We start from the raw sequence: 22,502 nt of genomic DNA, 5'->3' as shown, positions 1-22,502 counted from the left end.
TGAGTCTTTTTAGTTTCTTATTGTGGCTATTATTTTTTTATTAGTCAACTTATAAATTATAAAAATATGGGGAATTATTATTGTAATGATAAGACAAATACAAATTTTTAATAATGAATTTAAAAGGTTAGTAAAGAAAGATAAAATAAATAATGATATTATGGTAATTGATAAATATTGTAAAAATAAAATAATTATATGGATTAAATTAGATTGTTTAATTGATAAACCGTGTACTTTAAATAAAGTTAATCTTTTTTGGGTGTGATAAAGCAGTTGAAACTGAATAATGTATGATAATACTGTTGAAAGGGCATAAATTAAACCTAAAATCAAATTTAAATAAATACCAGTACTATGATAATGATGTAATAGACTATCTAAATTATTTAATAAAGGGGTACATTCATAAGTACTGTTTTTACAAACAGCTAATACATCTTCAGGATTTGTAAAGATAAGAAGGTGTTGATCATTGGTTAGATATTCATTGATTAGATTATTATCTAAGTAAATGATTTTATCTTGAGAAAATTGATATTTTTTTAAATTATTAATAACAATTGTTTTGTCATAGACATTAACTGTGAAAAATTTTTTATTCTTCATTTTATCATATACTTTAGATGTGGCGTAGAAACCATCAGTAAATCTATCTTGTTCAGGAAAATAGGGAATCAAAGTAACTGTGGTATTATCTTCGAGCGTTGTTTTTATTTTAGTATAGGGATAAGCTTTTAAATAACGATACTGTTTTTTAAATTTTAATAATTCAGAATTATTTATTTTAGAATTGTCGGATTTTGTTAAAAGACATTCATTACCGCCCATTAAAATAATATTTTCTAACTGTTTATTTTGTATGGATTCAAAATATGTTTGGAAAATTATACAAATATTAATAATCAATGTAATTGTAAGTAAAAGGATCATACATTGTTTACTTTTTAAGTGATTAATAATGTAATTTTTTAAAAAGGGAATAATTGATCCATTCTGATAAATTAAAGTAGAGGGGATTTCATTAACATGATTAAGACATTTTAAGTGTTGATCTTGAATTTGGTAAACTACATCACTATTATCAATTATCTGTTGATCATGACTGGCAATAACTACAATTAAATTATTTTTAATTGTGATTTCTTTTAGAATCTTGATAAAAAGTTTAGTATTTTCTTTATCAAGAGCACTTGTTGGTTCATCAAGAATTAATAATTTTGGTTTTTTTATTAGGGCAAATAAAAGATTAAGACGTTGTTTTTGCCCAGTAGAAAGATTTTTTATAAGAGTATTTAAGTTTATATCGAGATCAAGTTGTAAAAGTAAATTTGTAATCTCATCAGGATCGTATTTTTGGTTTGCTAATAAAGATAATGATTTAAGTACTTCATCTATTTTAAGATCATCAAGTAAATCAAATTCTTGAAGAACATTACTAATATAATATCTTCTTAATAAACTGTTATTCTGCTCATCTCGTAAATTAATTTTTTTATCATAGAAATAATAATCACACTGCCAATTAGTATTAATTAATCCAACTAAGTATAGTAATGTGGTTTTACCACAGCCGCTATTTCCGCTAAGCACAGTAATTTGTCCTTCATTTAATAATAATCGACCATCTTTGATTAATGTCTGGTCATAAGCAAGATCAATATTTTCAATTTTAATCATAAGTTTCCCTTAATAATGTTGTAATATCTTTTTTCAAGATTGTGCGAAGAACAAGATATGTTGGAGCGGTAAAGGAAAGAATAGCGACTATAATTAGAATTATTAGATCATATGTTGATAGACGAGCATATAAAGATAACTCTATTAATAGATTAGGAAATTTAATCTCTAAAAATAGATTTGGTAAAGAAATAAAAATATAGATGATCATTGTTATTGCTAGTACTTTTAAACTTTGAATCAATGATTCCTGACAAAAAGCCGATATTATTTTTTTATTAGAAATACCATTGGCTCTTAACATATTTAATTCGTTTTGACGATTTTTTAATTGAATATATTTAATAAGAGTCAATAACCCAATAATCATTACACTGACAGTAATTTCCACTAAGTATTCAGTACCCAATTGGTTTTGTTTCATTGTTTCCATTTCTTTATAAATTGGATAAGTATAAGCTATTTCACCTTCATTAAAGGTTTTTTTTAGATTATTTATAATTGTAGGAACATATTCATTTTTAGTTGCAAAAATAATATAAGATCCTGTCGGTGGTAATGTCGGGGTAAGCTGTTGATACAAATCATAAAATTGTTTATCACTGATTTTTAAATAGTAAGGGCTTAATAATAATACATGTTCTGAATTTTCACTTCTACTGACAATAGTAGTATCGTCTTTTTTAATTCCAATTACTTTTGTTTCCAAGATAATTTTATCTACAGAAGAATCAATATTTTGAGCAATTCCTGCTGTTAAAGGGATTTTGATAGTATCATTAACTTTAATATTAAAATCATCGGCAAATCTCTGACTTATATATATACCATCATCTCGATAATCATAACTGCTTTCATTTTGGTAATATGGTTGTAAAGAAACTATTGTATTTTCTGGAAAAATAAATGATTTATTATTTATATAGACTGTACCAATACGATATTCCAATTCATAATAAGGATAGATATTTTCAACGTTTTTAAGGTCTTCAATAGCTTGAATCTCTTTATCAGTTAACGTTGTCCATGATTCTCTAATGTAGGGAACATCATTTTCATAAGATTGCGGTGATTCTTCACGGTTTTTAAGCTCTTCTTCATTTAATTTAACGATACCAATTTTTTTAGGTGATAAAGTATCAAAAGTTTGGTTGAAATCAGTTTCGATGGCATGAAAGGTTGAGGTAATAGCACTGCACATTAATAATGCTAGAGCAATCAAAAAGGTTGAAATAAGATAGTTAAAATAATGTTTTTTCTGATATGCTTTTAAATATTTTTTAAGATCGTAGACATGATCTTTATTTTTTGAAACAGCTGGTTTTGATAATGAAACATGTCTTAATTCAATAATTTCTTGATTTCTAATTTCATAAAGATGATTACAATTATTGATGATCATATCATCATGAGAAGCAAGAACAACACAAATATTATTTTCTAAAGCATAATGTTTTAACTTTTGAAAAACATTATTTTTTTGCTCAGGATCTAGTGAAGCAGTTATTTCATCACCAATAAGAATTGCTGGTTCTTTAGCTAAGGCAATACATATTGATAAACGTCTTTTTTCACCAGTTGATAAATTTTTAGGATAAACATCTTTTTTAGTTATAAGATCAAAATATGATAATAACTCATTAGCTAATTTATTATCATTATTATGAAAAAAGATGTTATCAATCACTGATAAATCTTCAAGAATCGTATTATCTTGTAAAATGAAACCTATTTTATTTTGTCTGATTAATTCAATTTTCTTATTATCGTGAAGATCGATCAATTGATCATCGAGATAATAAGAATAATTTTGTTCTGTTGTAAGTAAGCCAATCAAATATAATAATGATGTTTTACCACAACCAGATTTACCGCTAATACAAGTAATTTCACCATTAAACAATGAGATGCTTCCTTGTTTGATAATAACATTGTTATTATACTTAATTTTTATATTATCTAATTTAATCATTAGAATCCCTCTTTCTAAGTATAGATACCCAATTATGAACAACTATTTAATTTTATTCAGTTTCTGTTACTGATTGATAATTTGGATTAGACCAATAAACTCTTAAAGATGTAGGTTCTTCATATACATGTTTTTTACCAATCTTGTCAGTACATGTTGCATAAAAAGTATATGAGATATAAGCTGATTTTCCGTCAGAAGATATTTTTGCACCTGATTTATTTTTAAATAAAGTTTCTATTGATAGTTCTTCTTTATAGCTGGCATTAGTAAACTTTGTTCCCCCAGAGGCTGTTAATGTCATTCTGGCAGTATGCAAAGCATCCCAAATAGCATGGAATTTTTCGGTTGATTTAGTTTGGGCATTTATTTGGCAAACATTAAATCCAGTAAATACTAATAATACTAAAATAGTTATAAAACAAATATTTTTAAATTTTTTCATAATATATCTTTATCCTTTCCCCATGATTTATAGTTGTTCATAATTAGTGTATTGTAGTGAATAAAAACTATTGTAATTATATGACATTTGTCACTTGTTAGATACTTGTATTATATTATAATTTTTATAAATTATATAATTATATGTTTAAAAAGAGAAAAATGATGTTTAAAAATATGGGAGAGGGCATTAAAAATGATAAATATCGCAGTATTATCAAAACTGATGAATCAAGCTATTCATAATTTTATTTCAAAAGAATTATTTAAAGAAAACTATGATTATCGAATTTTTAAAATATCTAAATTAGATGAATTAGTAGATGAAAAAAAGAATTATGAAATAGTAATAATCGATTTAGATGATTTTAGTTGTACAGGAGCTAATATCGCTAAAGAACTTTATTTTTTTAATAAAGAAATAATTATTATTTTTATTTCTAATGATAAATATAAAAGATACAATTCTTATTTTCTTAATGTTTATGATTTTATTGACATAAAAGATATTGATAAATTATTGCTTAAAGATATTAAAGATTGTTTCAAGCTTCTTATTAGGGAATATGTTAGTTTGAAAACAGCTGGAAATAATAGTACTTTATTTAAACAAAAAAATATTAAATATATTAAAATGCTTGATCGGAAAATATATCTATTTACCAATAAAGAAGAGCGATTAATGGAAAAGACATTAAAAGATATTTATAAGAAATTAAATTCATGTTTCATTATGGTTAATCGTGATAGTATCGTTAATTTAAAACATATATTAAGATATAATCATTATCAAATCGTGGTTAAAACCAATGAAACATATCAAACTTTTGAAATTGCTCATTCAAGATCAAAAGAAATTTATACATTTATTGATGAATATTTAAAGAAATAAACAGTAGGTTGATTTAAAGGTTCTTACTCGATAATGGGTAGTTAAAAAAAGAGATTTCAAAAAATGATCATATTTAATAATCATTTAAGAAATCTTTTTTTAATGTTTACCCTAAAGTAAGAAAGAACCGATTTAAAGAAGTCTATCCATTTTTTGTTTATAATAAAAAACAGTACTTAAATTGTACTGTTACATTATTTAGTTGTTGAACCGAAGCCACCATTACGCTGTTGATCAGTATCGTCATCTTCACAAATACCAAAAGGCATAAATATTCCTTGGGCAAATCCTTGTCCTTTTTTTATTTCCACCGTTTTATTTTCATTACTATCATTAGTGATCTTAATAAAAATATGACCTTCATTATCACTATAATAGTAGTCACTGTCAATTATCCCGACAGTGTTGTTTAATTGTAAACGATATTTAAAGCCTAAACCACTTCTTGGGAAGATTGCTAAAAACCAGCCTTCATTAATAGAAACTCTAATTCCAGTAGGAATTTTGATAGTTTCATTAGGTTTTAAAATAAAATCGATCGGAGTATAAAAATCATATCCGGCTGAGCCTACTGTAGCTCTTTTTGGCAATGTCAATGAATCATAAATTTCATTTATTGTTGTTTCATGATACTCAGGAAAACTGTCTTTAAAATCATTTAAAAACTGTTTAACTGATACTTTTTCAAATTTTGCGATTGTTTGCATATGTTCACCTCAATTAAAATATATCATCATTATACACTAATTATTTCATCAAAGGAATTGTAATCGTAACATTAAAAGTATTTTCATCATCAACAACCATAAAAGAACCATCATGAATTTTTAACATTTGCTGGACACTTCTTAATCCGATTTGATTACTTTCAATATAATTAGTCGTATTTTTCTTTTGATTTTTAAATACTAGTTTTAAATTATTTTCATCAGTGGTCATTTTTATATAAACCGGCTGATTAATATTTGCATATTTTAACAGATTTGAAAAAATATTATTAATAATTCTTTTGATCAAATTAATGTTACCACGAATAAATGCATCTCTTGGTTCTAAAGTTTTTTCAATAATAAAACCATGTTCATTTAATACATCAATATTTTCAATCATGTATTCATAAATCACACCTAAAGACATTTTTGTTAATTCTGCATCCTGTTCTTTACTAAAAACAAGAAAATACTCAAACATTTTATTTGCTAGTTCATTGATCTGATTAACTTTATCGATTGAATTATTAAGATATAAATTATACTGTTCATCATTTCTGTATTTTTTAAGTCTAATAATATCTAAATATCCCATCAATGATGTTAATGGTGTTCGAATGTCATGAGACAGAGCTGTTACGAGCTCATAATTAGCTTTGCGATTTGCTTCCTCAGTAGCAAAATTATCTTTTAAGATTAGACGAAGATTATTGATTTGCTCAGACAGCTCACCAATTTCATCATTACTATTTATCAAAATTGGATGATTAAGATCCCCTTGGGACATATATGTAACATCGTTTTTTAAATTCTCAATATAATGAACTTTTCGTTTTATAAATAAATATGTAGGAATTAAAAAAACAGCTAAGGCAATGATAATTGAAAATACAAGATAAGGGATAACAAGTTTTGCGATTGCATAAGAATACACATACATTTCAACATTACCATCTTTTAATTGAATATCAGTATGATATTCATCACCATCATAGATGATATCAGTGTCATAAACAGTATAACCAATAAATAAATTATCAAGCATAGTTGCAAAAGATCCCGTTATAGCAAGATTATCAGCTTTATTATAAAGATTTACACTATAAATCTCACTAGTACCAATAATTTTGTCTATTTCTTCAACATCATTGATCGATACATTATTATCAATTAGTTGATTTTCAATATTGATTGCATAAGCCTCAGTATTTTCAGAAATAATTCCCAAATCCTGAGTGAATTCAAAAAAATTTTCTCTTGCCATATACAACAAACAAAATACAACGATTGCAAGAGTACCTAATAAAATAATTACAGCACTTATTTGAATACTAAGTTTATTAAAAAAATGCTTAATCACAACGATAACCTTTACCCCAGATAGTTTTAATTATTTTAGGATTTTGAGGGTCGCTTTCGATCTTTTTTCGCAAATTACGAATATGGACCATGATAGTATTATTAGCACTGTAGTAATATGGTTCATTCCAAATTTTTTCATAAAGAGCCTGGGTAGAGTATATATGTTTGCGATTACTTAAAAGCAGATACAGAATTTGATATTCAATATATGTTAATTCGATTTGTTTATTATCTAAAAATACGGTTTCGTTATTAGGATCAATAACTATATTGTTGTATATGATTTTATTTTCAGTCATATTATATTTATCAACTTTTCCTTGATAGATATAATATCTTCTTAATAATGCTTTAACTCTTGTTGTTAGTTCATTGTAAGAAAAGGGTTTTGAAAGATAATCATCGCCACCACTAGAAAAACCAAGGGTTTTGTCACTTTCTTGAGTTTTAGCTGTTAAAAATAAAATAGGAGCATTTGATTTTTTACGAATTTCGATACATGCTTGATAACCATTTATAACAGGCATCATAATATCAAGAATATATAAATCAATATCAGCATCAATTAAGTTAATTACTTCTTGACCATCTTTAGCTTCAATAACTTCATAACCTTCACTAGATAAAAGTACATTTAGAACTTCTCGAATCTCAGGATTATCATCAGCAATTAAAATTTTATTATTTATCATATATTCACCAACTTTCGTATTTATTATACATTATATTGATTATTAAGAAATTAATAAACCAAAAATTAAGAAATATTTAGATGTTCTTTAGGCTGTTCTTAAGGAATATGGTAGATAATACTAAACAGGAGAAGATTGTAATGAAAAGAAGAAATGTTTATCCGTTTATATTTTTAACATGTTTAGCTATATTGATAGTTTATTTTATTATGCCTTCTTTAAGTATCTTTGGTTCTAATACAGATTGGCTTTCGCAACATGTTAATCTGGCTGATTACATTAGAAATGTAATGTTAGAAAACAAAACGATTTTTCCTGACTTTGCTTTTAACATTGGTGCTGGACAAAATATTTATAATTTATCTTATTATGGTTTATTCAGAATAGATGTATTAATTAGTTGTCTATTACCGTCAGTAGAAATGAAAGATATAATAATTACCTATATGCTAATTAATATAGTTTTAAGTGTTAATTTATGCTATTACTGGTTAAAACGTAAGCAATTTAATATTTGGTTATGTTTAACTGGTGCAGTTACATTACTATCTTCTTCTTTGCTTTTTCAAAGTCATCGCCAAATAATGTTTGTTGATTATATGGCAATGTTGATTTTAGCGTTAATAGCAGTTGATATATATATTGAAAAAAAGAAAGTAAGTCTGTTGATCGTGGCAGTTGTAGGAATAATTACAAATAGTTATTTTTTTAGTATTGCTGCTTTATTAGTGATTTTTAGTTATTATTGTTTTGAAATGATAAGACTTGAAAGAAAATTAAGTTTTAAAGAAGTACTTTTCTTTATCAGGCCCTTAATAATAGGAATAATGATTTGTGCTGTTTTACTGTTGCCTACCGCATATGTAATGCTTGAAAATCATCAAAGCAGCAATACGTCAATAAATATAGGGAGTTTATTGATTCCAAGATTTAATTTTGAATCATTATTGTATGATCATTATGGATGTGGACTTGGTTATTTTGCCTGGATAGGATTGATATTGGGATTAAAAATCAAAAAAGTTCGTTATTTAAGTATCTGGCTATTATTACTTTTGTTTATTCCCGTTTTTTCATTTGTTTTAAATGGTTTTTTATATCCCAGAGCAAAGATTTTAATACCCCTAATTCCTTTAATAATATATTTAACTATTTATGTATTACAATATTTTAAACAAAATTCAATAAAGCTGGATTTCAAGATAATTATTTTATTACTTTTACCAGTAGTAACAATTTATCGACAGCCGTTAGTTGTTTTGGATATGGCAGCATGTATGATAGCTTTGTTATTATATTTAAAATTTACAAAATCTAAAGTTTTGTTATTAATGACATTTCCCCTTATTATAAGTTATTTTGATAATCAGACCGAAAATTTTGTTACAACTACGACATATCAACAGGTCTCTAAAATAAATAATCTTAAATATGATAATGATAGTCGAACAGATATTTTTAAAGAGTCTTTAAATACCGTAAATCAGGTAAAAGATAATATTTTTAGAACTTCTATTTATAGTTCAATCAGTAATTCGCGATATAACCAATTTTATTATGATATTATTAATAATCCGATAAGTATCCGAAATAGAGTTGCGTGTTTATCTAATTCAAATATATTTTTTCAAGGACTGATGGCAGTAAAAACAATATATAGTGAAACGATCGTTCCTATCGGTTATCAAGAAATAGAAAATCATGTGTATCAAAATAATGATGTATTACCATTAATATATGCTTCAAGTGATATTTATGGTGAAGATGAGTTTGATAAATTAACTTTTCCGAAAACACTAGATACGATTTATAATAACACAATTGTAAAAACTGATCGAAGTGATTATCAAAGTAAAGTAGAATCAATTGATTTAAAAACAACAATTAATAATAAAAGTGACGATTTAGGGATAATTAAGTTAGATAATGGTTATCGTATAAATACAAAGAAAAAATCTGAGCTGGTATTAAGTCTTGAGCAGAATTTAGAAAATAAGATTTTAATTATTGAGTTTGATTTAAAGAAAGTGAAATTGATAAAAAATACAGATACAAGTATTACGATCAATGGCATCAAAAATAAATTATCAGCAATGAGTGCTCCATACCCTAATCATAATGATCATTTTACATATGTATTAAGTCAAAATGAAAGATTAGATAAATTAGCGATTGAATTTTCAAAAGGACGATATGACTTATCTAATATAAAGATTCATGTAATCGATTATGATGTTATAAAAAACCGTAATCAGGAAATTGATGCTTTTAAAGGTGAATATAATCAAAGAAATACGCTTGCAAAAGGCATGATCGATGTAAAAGAAGATGGCTATCTTGTAACCTCATTTGTTTATCAAGATGGTTATAAAATATTAATTGATGGTAAAGAAGTAAAAAATGAATGCGTTAATAAGGCTTTTTTAGGGGCAAAAATATCTAAAGGAAAACATCAAGTTACAATTATGTTTAATGCTCCGATGAAAAATGCTAGCCTTTTAATAAGTTGTTTAGGAATTATTTTATTAGTTTTTCAAGGGAGATGGCAGGATGAAAAAAGAGTTAAAAGAATTGATTAGTTATGTGTTTGTAGGTGGTTGTACAACCATGGTTAATTTTGTTATTTATTGGTTCGTTATTAAGATCATTAATCAAAACTGGTTGATTGCAAATGTTGTTTCATGGATCGGGGCAGTAATTTTTGCATTTTGGGCTAATAAGCGTTTTGTTTTTAAAAGTATTAATGAAGCGGGAAGGGAAGCTTATCATTTCTTTGCAATGCGTTTAGGAACATTAATCGTTGAAAGTGTCTTATTGTTTGGGTTCATCCAGCTATTGGGAGCTAATGAGCTGCTCTCTAAAATAGTCGTTAGTATAATTACTGTTATTTCAAATTATAGTTTATGCAAATTTAGTATTTTTGCAGTGAGAGGGGATCATGAATATGGACAAAATTAGTGTTATTGTTCCTTGTTATAATGAAGAAGAGGTCTTACCATTATTTCATCAAGAAGTAACTAAAGAGTTGGAAAAAATTGAAAATATTGACTATGAAATCTTATTTATTGATGATGGCAGTAGTGATCATACGATCAGTTTATTGAAAGATATTTGTGCTATAGATGATCATTGTAGTTACTATTCTTTTTCTCGTAATTTCGGAAAAGAGGCGGCAATGTTTGCAGGGCTAGAAAAATCTGCAGGTGATTATTGTGTTATTATGGATGCTGATCTCCAGCATCCGCCTAAATTATTAGCTCCAATGTATCAGGCCGTTAGTCAAGAAGGATATGATTGCTGTGCTGGAAAACGGATGGATCGCGAAGGAGAAGGCGCTTTACGTAATTTTTTAAGTAAATCTTTTTATAAAGTTATGCAGCGTTTGTCAAAATTGGATATGTCAGATGGCGCTGGTGATTTTAGGATGATGAGTAGATTGATGGTAAATTCGATTTTAAAAATAAGGGAATATAATCGTTATATGAAAGGTCTATTTTCTTATGTTGGTTTTGAAACTAAATGGATTCCCTTTAATAATGTCGAAAGAGCTGCGGGATGTACAAAGTGGAATTTTAAAAGTTTATTTTCTTATGCTTTAGAAGGAATGTTTTCTTTTTCTACAGCACCACTAAAATTAGCAGGAGTTTTTGGAGTATTTCTATTTATTGGATCAATAATTTTATCTCTTTATACCGCCATATCAACTTTATTATTTGGAAATAGTGTTAGTGGTTATACAACAATAGTTTGTTTAATTTTGTTTCTAAGCGGGACACAAATGCTACTGATTGCTATAATAGGAGAGTATGTGTCTAAAGACTATATGGAAAATAAAGCACGACCTATTTATATAGTTAAAGATAGTAATCGTAAACAGGAATATAATTAAAGAGAAATCCTTTTTTGACTTATAGAATAAAAGGAATTATAATTAGATTAGAGGATATGGAGGTATATAAAATGAAAAAATTTTTAAATATACTTTTAACAGTTATTATGGTGGGGGTAACTATAATATTATGTGTAAATTTATCAATTCGAACAATGTCGACAAAAACAGTAACTAATGCAGTTGTTGTTCAAGAGGCAAGCACTGGAATTAAAGAAATTTTAAATAGTACATTTCCAGATGTTAGTAATGAAACTATTGATAAAGTTGAAGATGTAATCAAAAATAATGATACATTAAATAATGTTACTGGTGATTTATTAGATCAGATTACAGAATCTATAAATAATGGCAGAGAAGTGAAGACGGATGAAATTTTATCACAATTATCAGATGCTCTAGATAAAAGTATTCCTGAAATCGAAGAAGCAATTGGAAAAGAAATTCCCCAAGAACAAATAGATAAAATTCAAACTAAATTAGCTGATGAAGACAGTACATTACAAAATAAGATAAAAAGCACAGTGGAAAAGATTCAGACAGCAACCCCAGGAACAAAACAGTTTATTAAAACATATAGTACTTTAAGTGATACTTTTACTAGAGTGGCTTGTATAATTAGTTTAATAGTTATTATTGTATTATTAGGGGTGGTTAATAAATCATATTTTAAATGGACTTTATATAGTGGAATTAGTTCATTGAGTTCAGGAATAATCATTGGCTTATTCTTACCTTTAGTAGTTAATGCCATGGAATTCACTATTGGAATGAGAGTATTAGGTATGAGTATTGATATTCCTGTCGACAGTTTACATTTTTCAGGCTTGATTTGTGGTGTAATAGGTGTCGTGTTGATTATTGTTTATATGATTTTAAAGCGTAAATATCCTACATATGATCGTAATTATTATTGAGTGTTATAAAGTAGCACTCTTTTTTAATGATATTATTGCTCATAATAATAGATGATATTATTATGGTTTAAGGGCAGGAAAAATATAATATTTATAATAGCTTTTTTCGACAGAATGTATGTAATGTTTTTGGAAAAAATAATTACATAATACAAACGTGTTAAGTAATTAAATAAAAAACTTGCGACAATAGAATGCAACAAAATTCTAGTTTACTGTAACAAAAAAGTCTAAATATTATTTTACTTAGCATATACTAAGAATTAATAATTTAGACTTTTTATTCATTTAAAAAGATATTAAGTAAAAAATATACTTTAATGCCAGTCATTATAACTGATCCAATTTTCATATGGGAACATATGACTTAGATTATCACATACTTTCTTCTGAGAGCGATAATTAGAAATCAGCTGATTTTTTTGTATTAATAAATTATCATCATAAGTATATTTCATTGGTAAAATAGGATTGCTTTTTTTATAGTAACGACCAAAATAAAATAAATTATTAGTGATTTTTAAATTTTTAACGATATTTGTAACAATAGTACTAGTCATTTTATGATGCTCATGGCCGTATTCACCTTGGGGGTTATGGGTAACGATTGTTGAAAAGGAATGATTAGCTAATATGTAATTTAAATCAGCTTCAATTTCATGATAAACTTTTTTCCAGTTATCACGTTTACCATTAGTTTTATCAGGATAATCAAGAATAATCCCAGTATTATGACTTTGATTCATAACTTTCTCGAATTCTTTAGCACGAATCTGATTATTTCCATTAGTTAAGCAAATTACAAGATAATCATCTTGTAAAAGATGGCCACCTCCCCAAATTGTTTCATCATCAGGATGTGCTGCGATCATAATATTTTGATAATTAGAAATATTAAATTTATCAAATAAATCTTTATTTTTTATTTGCTGTATTTTAACACTAGCATTTGTACAGCCGCAAAGTAATATTAAACAGATAACGATAATTTTTTTCATGTTTTAATTTTAACATGATAATGAATTAATAAAATAAAAGCTTTCTTAAAAGAACTTAAGATTATCTAAATATTGATTTATTTAGATATAATTGTTAAAATCTCTTTCGTTGGTTTAAATAGATATTTGGTTGTTTTAGGAAAAAGCAACAATGTAAATTATTGAGGAATGAATGAGTTTGAATTTTTATTTACTAATTTTCTAAAATTGAAGAAATTCGTTGTGATTTCAGTTATAATTAGTAATTGTTTGAAGATAAGATGCTAGTAATGGTGCATATTATTTTTATATTTGGTTATTTTTTGATACGATGGATATAGAATTTTTAGGAGGGAAAAGGTAGTATGAAAGTAGTAAAAAGAGATGGACAAAAAGTTGAATTTAACGCTGAGAAGATCGAAAATGCGATATTAAAAGCAATGAAATGTGGAAGTGGCATCGTTGATGAAAAATGTGCTCATGATATTGCAGTAGAAATAGAAGATTGGCATAAATATGATGGAAATAATATTTCAATTTATCGTATTGAAGGACAAGTTTTTGAAAAATTGATTGAAAAAGGTCAGATTTTAACTGCAAAAGCGTATGAAGGTTATCGCAAAGTAAGAGAATTTCAACGTGAAACTAATACAATTGATAATGAAATTTATGGAATCGTAAATCAAACTAATAAAGAGGCAATGGAAGAAAATTCTAATAAAGATGCAACTGTTTTAGCAACGCAAAGAGATTTGATTGCTGGTGAATTTTCTAAAGATTATTGTCGTAGACTACTTTTGCCTCCGAAAATCGTACAAGCTCATGATGATGGAATCATTCATTTTCATGATATGGATTATTACATTCAAAAAATGCATAATTGTGATTTAGTAAACTTAAAAGATATGTTTGCTCATGGAACAGTAATTAATGATAAATTGATTGAAACACCAAAATCATTACAAACAGCATGTACAGTGGCGACACAAATCGTTCAGCAGGTGGCCAATGGTCAATATGGTGGTCAGACGATTTCTTTAGCACATTTATCACCATATGTTAGAATAAGTTATGAAAAACATCAACGTAATGTTCGTCATGAAGGACGTTTGATCGGTATTGAATATACTGATGAGCAAGTAGAAAAAATTGCCAATACAAGATTAAAAGATGAAATAAAGGCAGGAATCCAAACAATTCAGTATCAAATTAATACATTTTCTACTACTAATGGTCAAGCACCATTTTTGTCAGTATTTATGTATTTAAAAGAAGAACCAGAATATATCAAAGAAACAGCAATGCTTATTGAAGAAACATTACGGCAACGCTATGTTGGGATGAAAAATCCAGTTGGAGCTTATGTAACACCAGCTTTTCCAAAACTGTTATATGTGTTAGATGATAATAATGTCCCTCAAGATAGTGAATATCGTTATTTGACTGATTTAGCGGTTAAATGTGTTTCTAAACGGATGATGCCAGATTTTATTTCGGCTAAAGTTATGAGAGAAAATTATGAAGGACAAGTATTTCCATGTATGGGATGTCGAAGCTTTTTATCGCCTTGGAAAGATGAAAACGGTGAATATAAGTGGTATGGACGTTTTAATCAGGGAGTCGTTACTTTAAATTTAGCGGATGCTGGATTATCTGCTAATCATAAACTTGATAATTTCTGGAAAATTTTAGATGAAAGATTAGAATTATGTAAAGAAGCTTTATTATTACGTCACGAAAGCTTGAAAGGAACATTAGCTGATGTAAGTCCGATTCATTGGCGTTATGGAGCTTTAGCCCGTTTGAAATCAGGAGAAAAAATTGATAAATTATTAGAAAATGGTTATTCAACGATTTCTCTTGGCTATATAGGATTATATGAATGTGTTGTGGCATTGATAGGGCAAACTCATACTTCAAAAGAAGGTAATGAGTTAGCTACTAAGATCATGGAACGTTTAAGAGAAGCTTGTGACAGCTGGAAGGAAGAAACAGGTCTTGGTTTTGGATTGTATGGAACACCAGCAGAATCGACTACATATACTTTTGCGAAAGCCTTGAAAAAACGTTTTGGAATTATTGAAGGAATTACGGATAAAGATTATTTAACTAATTCATATCATGTTAATGTAAAAGAACATATTGATGCTTTTGAAAAATTAGAAGTGGAAGCTAAATTTCAAAAAGTTTCTTCTGGAGGGGCAATCAGTTATGTTGAAGTAACTAATATGTCAGAAAATTTAGATGCCCTTTCTGCTTTGATCGATTATATGTATGAAACGATTCAATATGCAGAAATCAATACTAAATCTGATTATTGTCAAGAATGTGGTTTTGATGGTGAAATTTTATTAGATGAAAATCGTGAATGGTATTGTCCAAATTGTGGCAATCGTAATCATAAGACATTAAATGTATGTCGTCGGACATGTGGATATCTAGGTGATAATTTCTGGAATCAAGGAAGAACTCAAGAAATTGCTGAACGTTTTGTTCATTTAGATAACCATTTATATGAGGAATAATAATGAGATTTGCTCAGATAAGAAAAACAGATATTGCTAATGGCGAGGGAATAAGAGTTTCGCTATATGTTCAGGGATGTCATCGTCATTGTCCTAATTGTTTTAATCCAGAAACATGGGATTTTAATGGTGGAGAAGTATTCGATGATGAAATTGAAAATATTTTGATTGAGTTAATAAATCAGCCGCATATTGTCGGTTTAACAATTCTTGGTGGTGAACCGTTAGAACCAGAAAATCGAAAAGATATATCTAACTTATTAAAGAAGGTCAAACAGCACTGTCAAAATAAAACGATATGGCTTTATTCTTCTTATCTATATGAGGAAATCGAAGAGTTTGATGAAGAGATATTATCATATATAGATATATTAGTAGATGGACCTTTTATAGATGAATTAAAAGATCGTAAATTGAGGTTTCGGGGTTCTTCTAATCAAAGAATAATTGATGTTCAATTAACTTTAAAAAAGCAGGAGATCATTTTATATAGTGGCAGTCGTTATTATAATAAAGAGTTAATGTAAAAGATTTGCGCAGCCTAAAAACTACCTTTAATTAGGTAGTTTTTAAATAATATTGTGCCTGTTTAAAACATTATTTGAGTTACAAAATTTAGATTAATGTACCTTATTAGTTAAATATGTGCTATACTGTTTTTGTTGAAAAAATTATTAGGGAGTAGAAAAATGATCGGTTATTATAGTTATACGGTTATTCTTACATATTTATCATTAGTATTTGCAATGGCTGGAATTCATCTATCATTTAATGGCATGTACCAGTGGGCTTTTATTTGTTTAATTATGTGTGGTATCTGTGATACTTTTGATGGAATGGTAGCGCGCAGTAAGAAAAATCGTACTGATGAAGAAAAACGTTTTGGAATTCAGATTGATTCATTATGTGATTTAGTTGCTTTTGGTGTATTTCCATCTATTTTAGGTTATAATGTGGGCTTAAGTTCGATGGGATGGCTAGCAATTGAAATATTTTATGTTTTGGCTGCAGTAATAAGATTAGCTTATTTTAATGTTCAAGAAGAAACAAGACAAAAGGAAACTAACGAAAAGAGAAAATATTATCAAGGCTTACCAGTAACAACATCATCATTTATTTTACCAATGGCATATGCTTTACGTTATGTGGTTTTTGATTTATCATATGTATATGGGACATTAATGTTGATTACGGGAATTTTGTTTATTGTAGATATTAAGGTTCCTAAGGTTCAATCAAAAGGATTAGTAGCACTAGGGATTCTTGTTATTGTGGAATTAATTCAGATTGTGGTGATGAAATGATAGTCGTTGATCGTTTAGGAAATGTTATAACTAAAGGGGAAAATCAAAATAATTTATTAAAAAAATTATATGGCACATTTTTAGGAAGATGTGTTTTAAAAGTCCTTGTTTGTAGATTTGTAAGTAATATTGGCGGCTGGTACATGAATTCTAGTTTATCAAAATCTAGAATCGAAGGATTTATTAGAGCTAATGAAATTGATATGAGTCAGTATGAGCAAAGGGAATATGCTAGTTATAATGACTTTTTTACGCGTAAAATTCTTGATGGAAAAAGGCCTTTTTTAGTAGATGATAATGTTTTGATCAGTCCAGCAGATTCTAAATTGACTTGCTATAAAATTGGTTTAGATAGTCATTTTACGATCAAAGATACTGTTTATTCATTAGTGGATCTATTAGATGATGAAAAATTGGCTAATGAATATTTAAATGGTTATTGCATGATTTTTAGATTAACAGTAGATGATTATCATCGTTATAGTTTTATTGATGATGGGAAAATTATAAGAAGTAAATACATCCCAGGGATATTTCACACAGTTAATCCAATAGCTAATGATTATTATCCAATTTATAAACAAAATAGTCGAAATTACACTATTATTGATTCCAAAAATTTTGGAATGATGATTCAAATGGAAGTTGGGGCAATGATGGTTGGTAAAATAGTTAATCATAATAAAAAATATTGTCTTAAAGGTGAAGAAAAAGGATATTTTGAATTTGGCGGTTCTACAGTAATTATTTTATTAAAAGAAAATCAGGTAGTCATTGATAACGATATTATAGAAAATACAAATAAGAATAAAGAAACAGTAGTTAAACTAGGTGAAACTATTGGCCGGAAGTACTTAAAGGAGGTTAAATAATGACGAAAATAATTGCGATTACAAATCAAAAAGGTGGCGTTGGGAAAACAACAACCAGTATTAATTTAGCAGCAGCATTAGCAAATGCTAAAAATCGGGTACTTCTAGTTGATATGGACCCCCAAGCCAATGCTACTCAGGGAATTGGAATTGATCGTGATAATATTGAACTATCTACTTATAATATTATAGTTGAAGAATGTGATATGAAAGATGTGATCATCCCTTCATATATTGCTAAACTCGATGTGGCACCTGGCAGCATTGATCTAGCTGGAGCTGATTTAGAATTAGCAAATGTTAAACGTGGTCGAGAACAACGATTAAAAAAAGCTTTAGATGCTGTTAAAAAGAATTATAATTATATTATTATAGATTGTCCTCCGGCACTAGGTTTATTAAATACAAATGCCCTTACTGCATGTGATTCTGTTTTAATCCCAGTCCAATGTGAATATTATGCCCTTGAGGGATTGACACAGTTATTAAATACGGTACTGTTAACACAAAGTGTGTTTAACCCGAAACTAACGATTGAAGGTGTTTTATTAACGATGCTGGATCAAAGAACTAATTTAGGAGTTGAGGTATCTCAGGAAGTTCGTAAATATTTCAAAGAGAAGGTCTATAAAACAGCAATTCCTAGAAATGTTAAATTATCAGAAGCACCATCAGAAGGATTAGCAATTTTTGATTACGATAATAATTCTGAAGGTGCTAGAGCATACCGAGATTTTGCAAAGGAAGTGTGTAAACGTAATGCCAAGTAATACAACTAAAAAAACGACCGTAAAAAAAAGTGGGACAGTAAAAAATAAAAAACTAGGAAAAGGTTTAGACGCTATTTTTGGCGGAGATATATCAACTTTAATTGATGATATAGAAAAAAATACGCCTGAATCAAAACAAGTAAAAGTTGCATTAGATGAAATTCGTCCTAATCCTTATCAGCCACGACGATTATTTGACGAAGAAAAATTACAGGAATTAGCAGTTTCTATTAAGGAACATGGAATCTTTCAGCCAGTTATTTTAAAATCATCGATTCAAGGATATGAAATTGTTGCGGGAGAAAGAAGATGTCGAGCAGCGAAAATTGCTGGATTGACAGAAGTACCAGCGATAATCGTTGAATTTAGCGATGATCAAATGATGGAAATAGCTTTACTGGAAAATATTCAAAGAGAAAATTTGAATTCAATTGAAGAAGCAAATGCTTATCAAGCAATGATGGAAAAATTAGAACTTACGCAAGATCAGTTAGCGAAACGGATTGGTAAATCAAGAAGTTACATTGCTAATACTTTAAGATTATTGCAATTACCAGAAATGATCCAAAACTATGTCTTAGAAGGTAAACTGACAATGGGGCATGCTCGAGCTTTAATAACTTTACCTAAAGAAAAAGCTGAGAGTTTAGCTAAAAGATGTATTGATGAAGGGCTATCAGTTCGCGATATCGAAAATATCGTTAAAGGAATTGAACTGGGAAATAGTCGCAAAGATCGTCCTAAAGTAGAGAAACCTAAAGAATATACTTATGTTGAAGGGTTGTTACGAAAGAAATTTAGGACAAAAATCAAAGTTGATGATAAATCGGTGGTAATTAAGTATACGGATACTAAGGATTTGAATCGAATTTTGGAATTAATGGGAGTTATTGAGGAAAGTTAGATGATTATCTAACTTTTTATTATTATATTTGCTAAATATAAATAATATATATTAATATTATTATTAAGGGAGGTATTTTATGATTGAAGTTATAAATCTAACGAAACAATATGATGGTTTTAAAGCTGTAGATAATCTTAATTTTGAAGTTAAACCAGGGAAAATAACAGTTCTATTAGGACCAAATGGTGCTGGTAAATCAACAACGATCAAAAGTATTGCTAATTTATTGAATTTTGAAGGTAAAATAAAAATATGTGGGTATGAAAACGATACGATTGAAGCTAAAAAGTGCTTTGGTTATGTACCAGAAACTCCAATTTTATATGATTTATTAACGATTGATGAACATATTGATTTTATTGGTAATGCTTATCGAATTAAAAATTATCAAGAAACTGCTCAAAAATATCTTGAATTATTTAAAATTACAGAAAAAAGGAAGAGTATTGCTAAAGAATTATCAAAAGGAATGACTCAAAAACTTAGTATGTTATTAGCTTTATTAATACAGCCTAAAGCATTGTTAGTAGATGAACCAATGGTTGGATTAGATCCTGGAAGTATTGAAGATGTACTGAATATTTTTAAACAATTAAAAAAAGAAGGGTGTGCAATTTTAATAAGTACCCATATTATTGATATTGTAGATGACATTTATGATGAGGCATATATTATGAATAAAGGAAAAATTATTAAACATGTTTTAAAAGATGAGTTAGAAAAAGAAACATTAAAAGAATACTTTTTTGAATTAACGGATGGTAAATAAGATGGGGATATTATTTAAATTATGGTTATTGAAATTAAAAGGAACGCTTAGAAACTTATTTAAACATAAACTTAGTGGTGTTTTTGTAATTATAATGATTATATTTTATGGAGCGATAATTGTTAGTCTTTTTAATATTGATAATACGCAAATGATTTCAACAAATAAAAATGATTTTCATATAAGTATTTTAATTTTAATTGGTTTTCTAGCTTTACTGCTCTTTTCAACTTTGATGCAGTCTAAAAAAGCTTTGTTTTATGGTGAAGATGCTTTTTATTTATTTACAGGACCATTTACTAAAAGGCAAATCATGAGTTATTTAACATTTCAAACGACAGTTCAATCAGCATTGCTGAGCCTGATAGGGTTAGTTATTTTTGCTTTTTTTAGTATAGGAAGTGGTTATACTTTTACATTTATTTTTCTTGCTTATTTAGTATCAACATTAGTAGTATTTTTCTTTTTGTTATTAACAGATTATCTTTATGTTTTATCGATTGGTGATGAAAAATATCGTATTTATTCAAAGCTCATACCTGCTATGATCATAGCTTTTGTTGCATTGATTATTATAGTTATATATATCCAAACTGGTAATTATAAGACATTGTTTATAGATTTTATAAAATCTGATTTATTTTATATTGTACCGGTTTTTGGCTGGATGAAATTAGTATTGGTGGCATATGTAGAACAAAATTATCAGTTGGTATTATTGGGATTTGGCTGTTTATTAGGAATAATAATTCTAGTATATGCGCTTTTTATTAATTATAAAGGAAACTTTTATGAACAAGCTTTACAAGATGCTTTGGATTTATCAAGAAGAATGAATAAAGCAAAGGCTGGTAATCAAGATGCTCTTAGAAATATAAAAATAAAAAAGAGTGTTTCTGGAAATTTTAAACAAGGTGCTTATGCAGTTATGTCTAAAAACATATTATTGATGAAAAAGACAAATAATTTTATTGGCATCAATGATTTAATTTCAATTGGTATTTATATTGTGGTAACGATCGTTACAGATATTGGTTTTGGGATGTTTGTTTATATGATGGTTATATGGGTTTTTTCATCATTACAAAATTCTGCTTTGACAAATGAATTGAAGAATTATCAAATATATTTAATTCCCGATAAACCATTTAATAAATTAATAGCTGTAATCGTGCCTACATTTATTAAAATATTTATTGTAACAGCAATTGCTTTTATTTTAATGGGATTATATTATCAAATTAATTTAGTAATGATTTTTACTTACTTATTATATGTTTTAGGATATACAAGTATTTTTATTAGTGGTAATGTTTTATCACTTAGAATTCTTAAGAGTCGTTCTTCAGCAATGTTTGAAAATTTTATGAGAATGATAATAATGTTAATAGGATCTATTCCTAGTGCCATTATCATTGTTGTAATTTATCTTATTGTTGGAAGTAGAGCTATAATATGGGGAAGTTATGTGAGTTTAATAATGAATTTTGCTGTTAGTTTTTTAATTTTATATGGATGTCAAAATATGATGAATGGACGAGAATTAAAAAGTGAGTAGTAAACGTCATGATAAAATAATTTTTTAAAGAACATATATTAATAACAAATAATTGATATTAATATAATAAAAAAGGGCGCAACTGGGAGAGGTTTAGTTGCGCCTATTACTAATTATAGACCAAATTATTAATATTATACAATATCATAAAAGTCCTAAATAGGTTAAAGAGTCCTTTTGTAAAATGAAAGTAAAAATATATAGTGTTTAAATTTGTTGAAAACATGATAATTGAATATAAGTCATTAATATGTTATTATTT

The 22,502-nt window shown here is 27.4% G+C and carries 20 protein-coding genes; 13 read left to right on the top strand and 7 right to left on the bottom strand.

The genetic code is table 11. From position 1 onward, the window contains the following. Positions 1–9: 9 nt before the first annotated feature. From BR82_RS0100560 to BR82_RS0100550, 3 genes are read right to left on the bottom strand one after another with little or no spacing between them, the layout of a single operon-like run. Positions 10–1,680 carry an ATP-binding cassette domain-containing protein gene (locus tag BR82_RS0100560; protein ID WP_027088545.1) on the bottom strand — a complete coding sequence of 557 codons (1,671 nt, stop codon included), beginning with the start codon at positions 1,678–1,680 and terminating at the stop codon, positions 10–12. Then, positions 1,673–3,652, bottom strand: coding sequence for an ATP-binding cassette domain-containing protein (locus tag BR82_RS0100555; protein ID WP_027088544.1), 1,980 nt, complete (start codon positions 3,650–3,652; stop codon positions 1,673–1,675). The genes BR82_RS0100560 and BR82_RS0100555 overlap by 8 nt, the downstream gene beginning before the upstream one ends. Before the next feature lie 52 nt (positions 3,653–3,704). Continuing rightward, complete coding sequence (locus BR82_RS0100550; RefSeq protein ID WP_027088543.1) at positions 3,705–4,097, bottom strand: hypothetical protein; 393 nt, start codon at positions 4,095–4,097, stop codon at positions 3,705–3,707. 195 nt (positions 4,098–4,292) lie between these two features. Here BR82_RS0100550 and BR82_RS0100545 point away from each other — a divergent pair, with 195 nt between their 5' ends. Then, positions 4,293–4,988 carry a LytTR family DNA-binding domain-containing protein gene (locus BR82_RS0100545; RefSeq protein ID WP_027088542.1) on the top strand — a complete coding sequence of 232 codons (696 nt, stop codon included), beginning with the start codon at positions 4,293–4,295 and terminating at the stop codon, positions 4,986–4,988. A gap of 194 nt (positions 4,989–5,182) precedes the next feature. On the opposite strand, the gene BR82_RS0100540 is transcribed toward BR82_RS0100545, so the two are convergent. From BR82_RS0100540 to BR82_RS0100530, 3 genes are read right to left on the bottom strand one after another with little or no spacing between them, the layout of a single operon-like run. Further along, positions 5,183–5,695: a dUTP diphosphatase gene (locus BR82_RS0100540; protein WP_024721360.1), complete on the bottom strand. Its 513-nt coding sequence runs from the start codon at positions 5,693–5,695 to the stop codon at positions 5,183–5,185. Between the two features lie 40 nt (positions 5,696–5,735). Further along, entirely contained in the window at positions 5,736–7,058 is a 1,323-nt protein-coding gene (locus BR82_RS0100535; RefSeq protein WP_027088541.1) for a HAMP domain-containing sensor histidine kinase, read from the bottom strand. Continuing rightward, entirely contained in the window at positions 7,051–7,752 is a 702-nt protein-coding gene (locus BR82_RS0100530) for a response regulator transcription factor (RefSeq protein ID WP_024721358.1), read from the bottom strand. Before BR82_RS0100530 ends, BR82_RS0100535 begins: the two co-directional genes overlap by 8 nt. Before the next feature lie 140 nt (positions 7,753–7,892). Here BR82_RS0100530 and BR82_RS0100525 point away from each other — a divergent pair, with 140 nt between their 5' ends. The 4 genes from BR82_RS0100525 (at position 7,893) to BR82_RS0100510 (ending at position 12,558) form a co-directional block, all read left to right on the top strand. Further along, the gene (locus BR82_RS0100525) at positions 7,893–10,331 is read left to right on the top strand and encodes a YfhO family protein (protein WP_027088540.1); all 2,439 of its coding nucleotides are present in this window, start codon (positions 7,893–7,895) and stop codon (positions 10,329–10,331) included. Next, on the top strand, positions 10,303–10,710 hold the full coding sequence (locus tag BR82_RS0100520; protein ID WP_027088539.1) for a GtrA family protein: 408 nt from the start codon (positions 10,303–10,305) through the stop codon (positions 10,708–10,710). Before BR82_RS0100525 ends, BR82_RS0100520 begins: the two co-directional genes overlap by 29 nt. Then, complete coding sequence (locus tag BR82_RS0100515) at positions 10,697–11,641, top strand: glycosyltransferase family 2 protein (protein ID WP_027088538.1); 945 nt, start codon at positions 10,697–10,699, stop codon at positions 11,639–11,641. Before BR82_RS0100520 ends, BR82_RS0100515 begins: the two co-directional genes overlap by 14 nt. A 71-nt stretch (positions 11,642–11,712) precedes the next feature. Further along, a complete protein-coding gene (locus BR82_RS0100510; protein ID WP_027088537.1) occupies positions 11,713–12,558 on the top strand; it encodes a hypothetical protein in 846 nt (281 codons plus the stop codon). Between the two features lie 317 nt (positions 12,559–12,875). Here the strand turns inward: BR82_RS0100510 and BR82_RS0100505 are convergent, their stop codons facing one another. After that, positions 12,876–13,556 carry a PIG-L family deacetylase gene (locus BR82_RS0100505; protein WP_027088536.1) on the bottom strand — a complete coding sequence of 227 codons (681 nt, stop codon included), beginning with the start codon at positions 13,554–13,556 and terminating at the stop codon, positions 12,876–12,878. A gap of 344 nt (positions 13,557–13,900) precedes the next feature. On the opposite strand from BR82_RS0100505, the gene nrdD reads away from it, so the two are divergent. From nrdD to BR82_RS0100465, 8 genes are all read left to right on the top strand, one after another. Then, the gene (nrdD, locus tag BR82_RS0100500; protein WP_027088535.1) at positions 13,901–16,060 is read left to right on the top strand and encodes an anaerobic ribonucleoside-triphosphate reductase; all 2,160 of its coding nucleotides are present in this window, start codon (positions 13,901–13,903) and stop codon (positions 16,058–16,060) included. A gap of 2 nt (positions 16,061–16,062) precedes the next feature. Beyond that, positions 16,063–16,587, top strand: coding sequence for an anaerobic ribonucleoside-triphosphate reductase activating protein (gene nrdG / locus BR82_RS0100495; protein WP_027088534.1), 525 nt, complete (start codon positions 16,063–16,065; stop codon positions 16,585–16,587). A gap of 162 nt (positions 16,588–16,749) precedes the next feature. Next, positions 16,750–17,364 (top strand): CDP-alcohol phosphatidyltransferase family protein, encoded by a 615-nt coding sequence (locus tag BR82_RS0100490; protein ID WP_027088533.1) that lies wholly within the window; start codon positions 16,750–16,752, stop codon positions 17,362–17,364. Then, positions 17,361–18,236 carry a phosphatidylserine decarboxylase gene (locus BR82_RS0100485; protein WP_027088532.1) on the top strand — a complete coding sequence of 292 codons (876 nt, stop codon included), beginning with the start codon at positions 17,361–17,363 and terminating at the stop codon, positions 18,234–18,236. The genes BR82_RS0100490 and BR82_RS0100485 overlap by 4 nt, the downstream gene beginning before the upstream one ends. Further along, positions 18,236–19,006, top strand: coding sequence for a ParA family protein (locus BR82_RS0100480; RefSeq protein ID WP_024721348.1), 771 nt, complete (start codon positions 18,236–18,238; stop codon positions 19,004–19,006). The genes BR82_RS0100485 and BR82_RS0100480 overlap by 1 nt, the downstream gene beginning before the upstream one ends. Further along, complete coding sequence (locus BR82_RS0100475) at positions 18,996–19,910, top strand: ParB/RepB/Spo0J family partition protein (RefSeq protein WP_027088531.1); 915 nt, start codon at positions 18,996–18,998, stop codon at positions 19,908–19,910. Before BR82_RS0100480 ends, BR82_RS0100475 begins: the two co-directional genes overlap by 11 nt. A 79-nt stretch (positions 19,911–19,989) precedes the next feature. Then, on the top strand, positions 19,990–20,682 hold the full coding sequence (locus tag BR82_RS0100470; RefSeq protein WP_027088530.1) for an ABC transporter ATP-binding protein: 693 nt from the start codon (positions 19,990–19,992) through the stop codon (positions 20,680–20,682). Between the two features lies 1 nt (position 20,683). Next, complete coding sequence (locus BR82_RS0100465; RefSeq protein WP_027088529.1) at positions 20,684–22,240, top strand: putative ABC exporter domain-containing protein; 1,557 nt, start codon at positions 20,684–20,686, stop codon at positions 22,238–22,240. Positions 22,241–22,502: the final 262 nt, after the last annotated feature.

The organism is Thomasclavelia saccharogumia DSM 17460 (genome assembly GCF_000686665.1).
Lineage (GTDB): Bacteria > Bacillota_I > Bacilli_A > Erysipelotrichales > Coprobacillaceae > Thomasclavelia > Thomasclavelia saccharogumia.
The sequence above is the reverse complement of the archived record's forward strand: the minus strand, read 5'-3'. Positions and strand labels throughout refer to the sequence as shown.

Coding starts and splice junctions, on each gene's coding strand:
- BR82_RS0100560 (WP_027088545.1), bottom strand. CDS start 1,680: ATGATTAAAATTGAAAATATTGATCTTGCTTATGACCAGACATTAATC.
- BR82_RS0100555 (WP_027088544.1), bottom strand. CDS start 3,652: ATGATTAAATTAGATAATATAAAAATTAAGTATAATAACAATGTTATT.
- BR82_RS0100550 (WP_027088543.1), bottom strand. CDS start 4,097: ATGAAAAAATTTAAAAATATTTGTTTTATAACTATTTTAGTATTATTA.
- BR82_RS0100545 (WP_027088542.1), top strand. CDS start 4,293: ATGATAAATATCGCAGTATTATCAAAACTGATGAATCAAGCTATTCAT.
- BR82_RS0100540 (WP_024721360.1), bottom strand. CDS start 5,695: ATGCAAACAATCGCAAAATTTGAAAAAGTATCAGTTAAACAGTTTTTA.
- BR82_RS0100530 (WP_024721358.1), bottom strand. CDS start 7,752: ATGATAAATAATAAAATTTTAATTGCTGATGATAATCCTGAGATTCGA.
- BR82_RS0100525 (WP_027088540.1), top strand. CDS start 7,893: ATGAAAAGAAGAAATGTTTATCCGTTTATATTTTTAACATGTTTAGCT.
- BR82_RS0100520 (WP_027088539.1), top strand. CDS start 10,303: ATGAAAAAAGAGTTAAAAGAATTGATTAGTTATGTGTTTGTAGGTGGT.
- BR82_RS0100515 (WP_027088538.1), top strand. CDS start 10,697: ATGGACAAAATTAGTGTTATTGTTCCTTGTTATAATGAAGAAGAGGTC.
- BR82_RS0100510 (WP_027088537.1), top strand. CDS start 11,713: ATGAAAAAATTTTTAAATATACTTTTAACAGTTATTATGGTGGGGGTA.
- BR82_RS0100505 (WP_027088536.1), bottom strand. CDS start 13,556: ATGAAAAAAATTATCGTTATCTGTTTAATATTACTTTGCGGCTGTACA.
- nrdD (WP_027088535.1), top strand. CDS start 13,901: ATGAAAGTAGTAAAAAGAGATGGACAAAAAGTTGAATTTAACGCTGAG.
- nrdG (WP_027088534.1), top strand. CDS start 16,063: ATGAGATTTGCTCAGATAAGAAAAACAGATATTGCTAATGGCGAGGGA.
- BR82_RS0100490 (WP_027088533.1), top strand. CDS start 16,750: ATGATCGGTTATTATAGTTATACGGTTATTCTTACATATTTATCATTA.
- BR82_RS0100485 (WP_027088532.1), top strand. CDS start 17,361: ATGATAGTCGTTGATCGTTTAGGAAATGTTATAACTAAAGGGGAAAAT.
- BR82_RS0100480 (WP_024721348.1), top strand. CDS start 18,236: ATGACGAAAATAATTGCGATTACAAATCAAAAAGGTGGCGTTGGGAAA.
- BR82_RS0100475 (WP_027088531.1), top strand. CDS start 18,996: ATGCCAAGTAATACAACTAAAAAAACGACCGTAAAAAAAAGTGGGACA.
- BR82_RS0100470 (WP_027088530.1), top strand. CDS start 19,990: ATGATTGAAGTTATAAATCTAACGAAACAATATGATGGTTTTAAAGCT.
- BR82_RS0100465 (WP_027088529.1), top strand. CDS start 20,684: ATGGGGATATTATTTAAATTATGGTTATTGAAATTAAAAGGAACGCTT.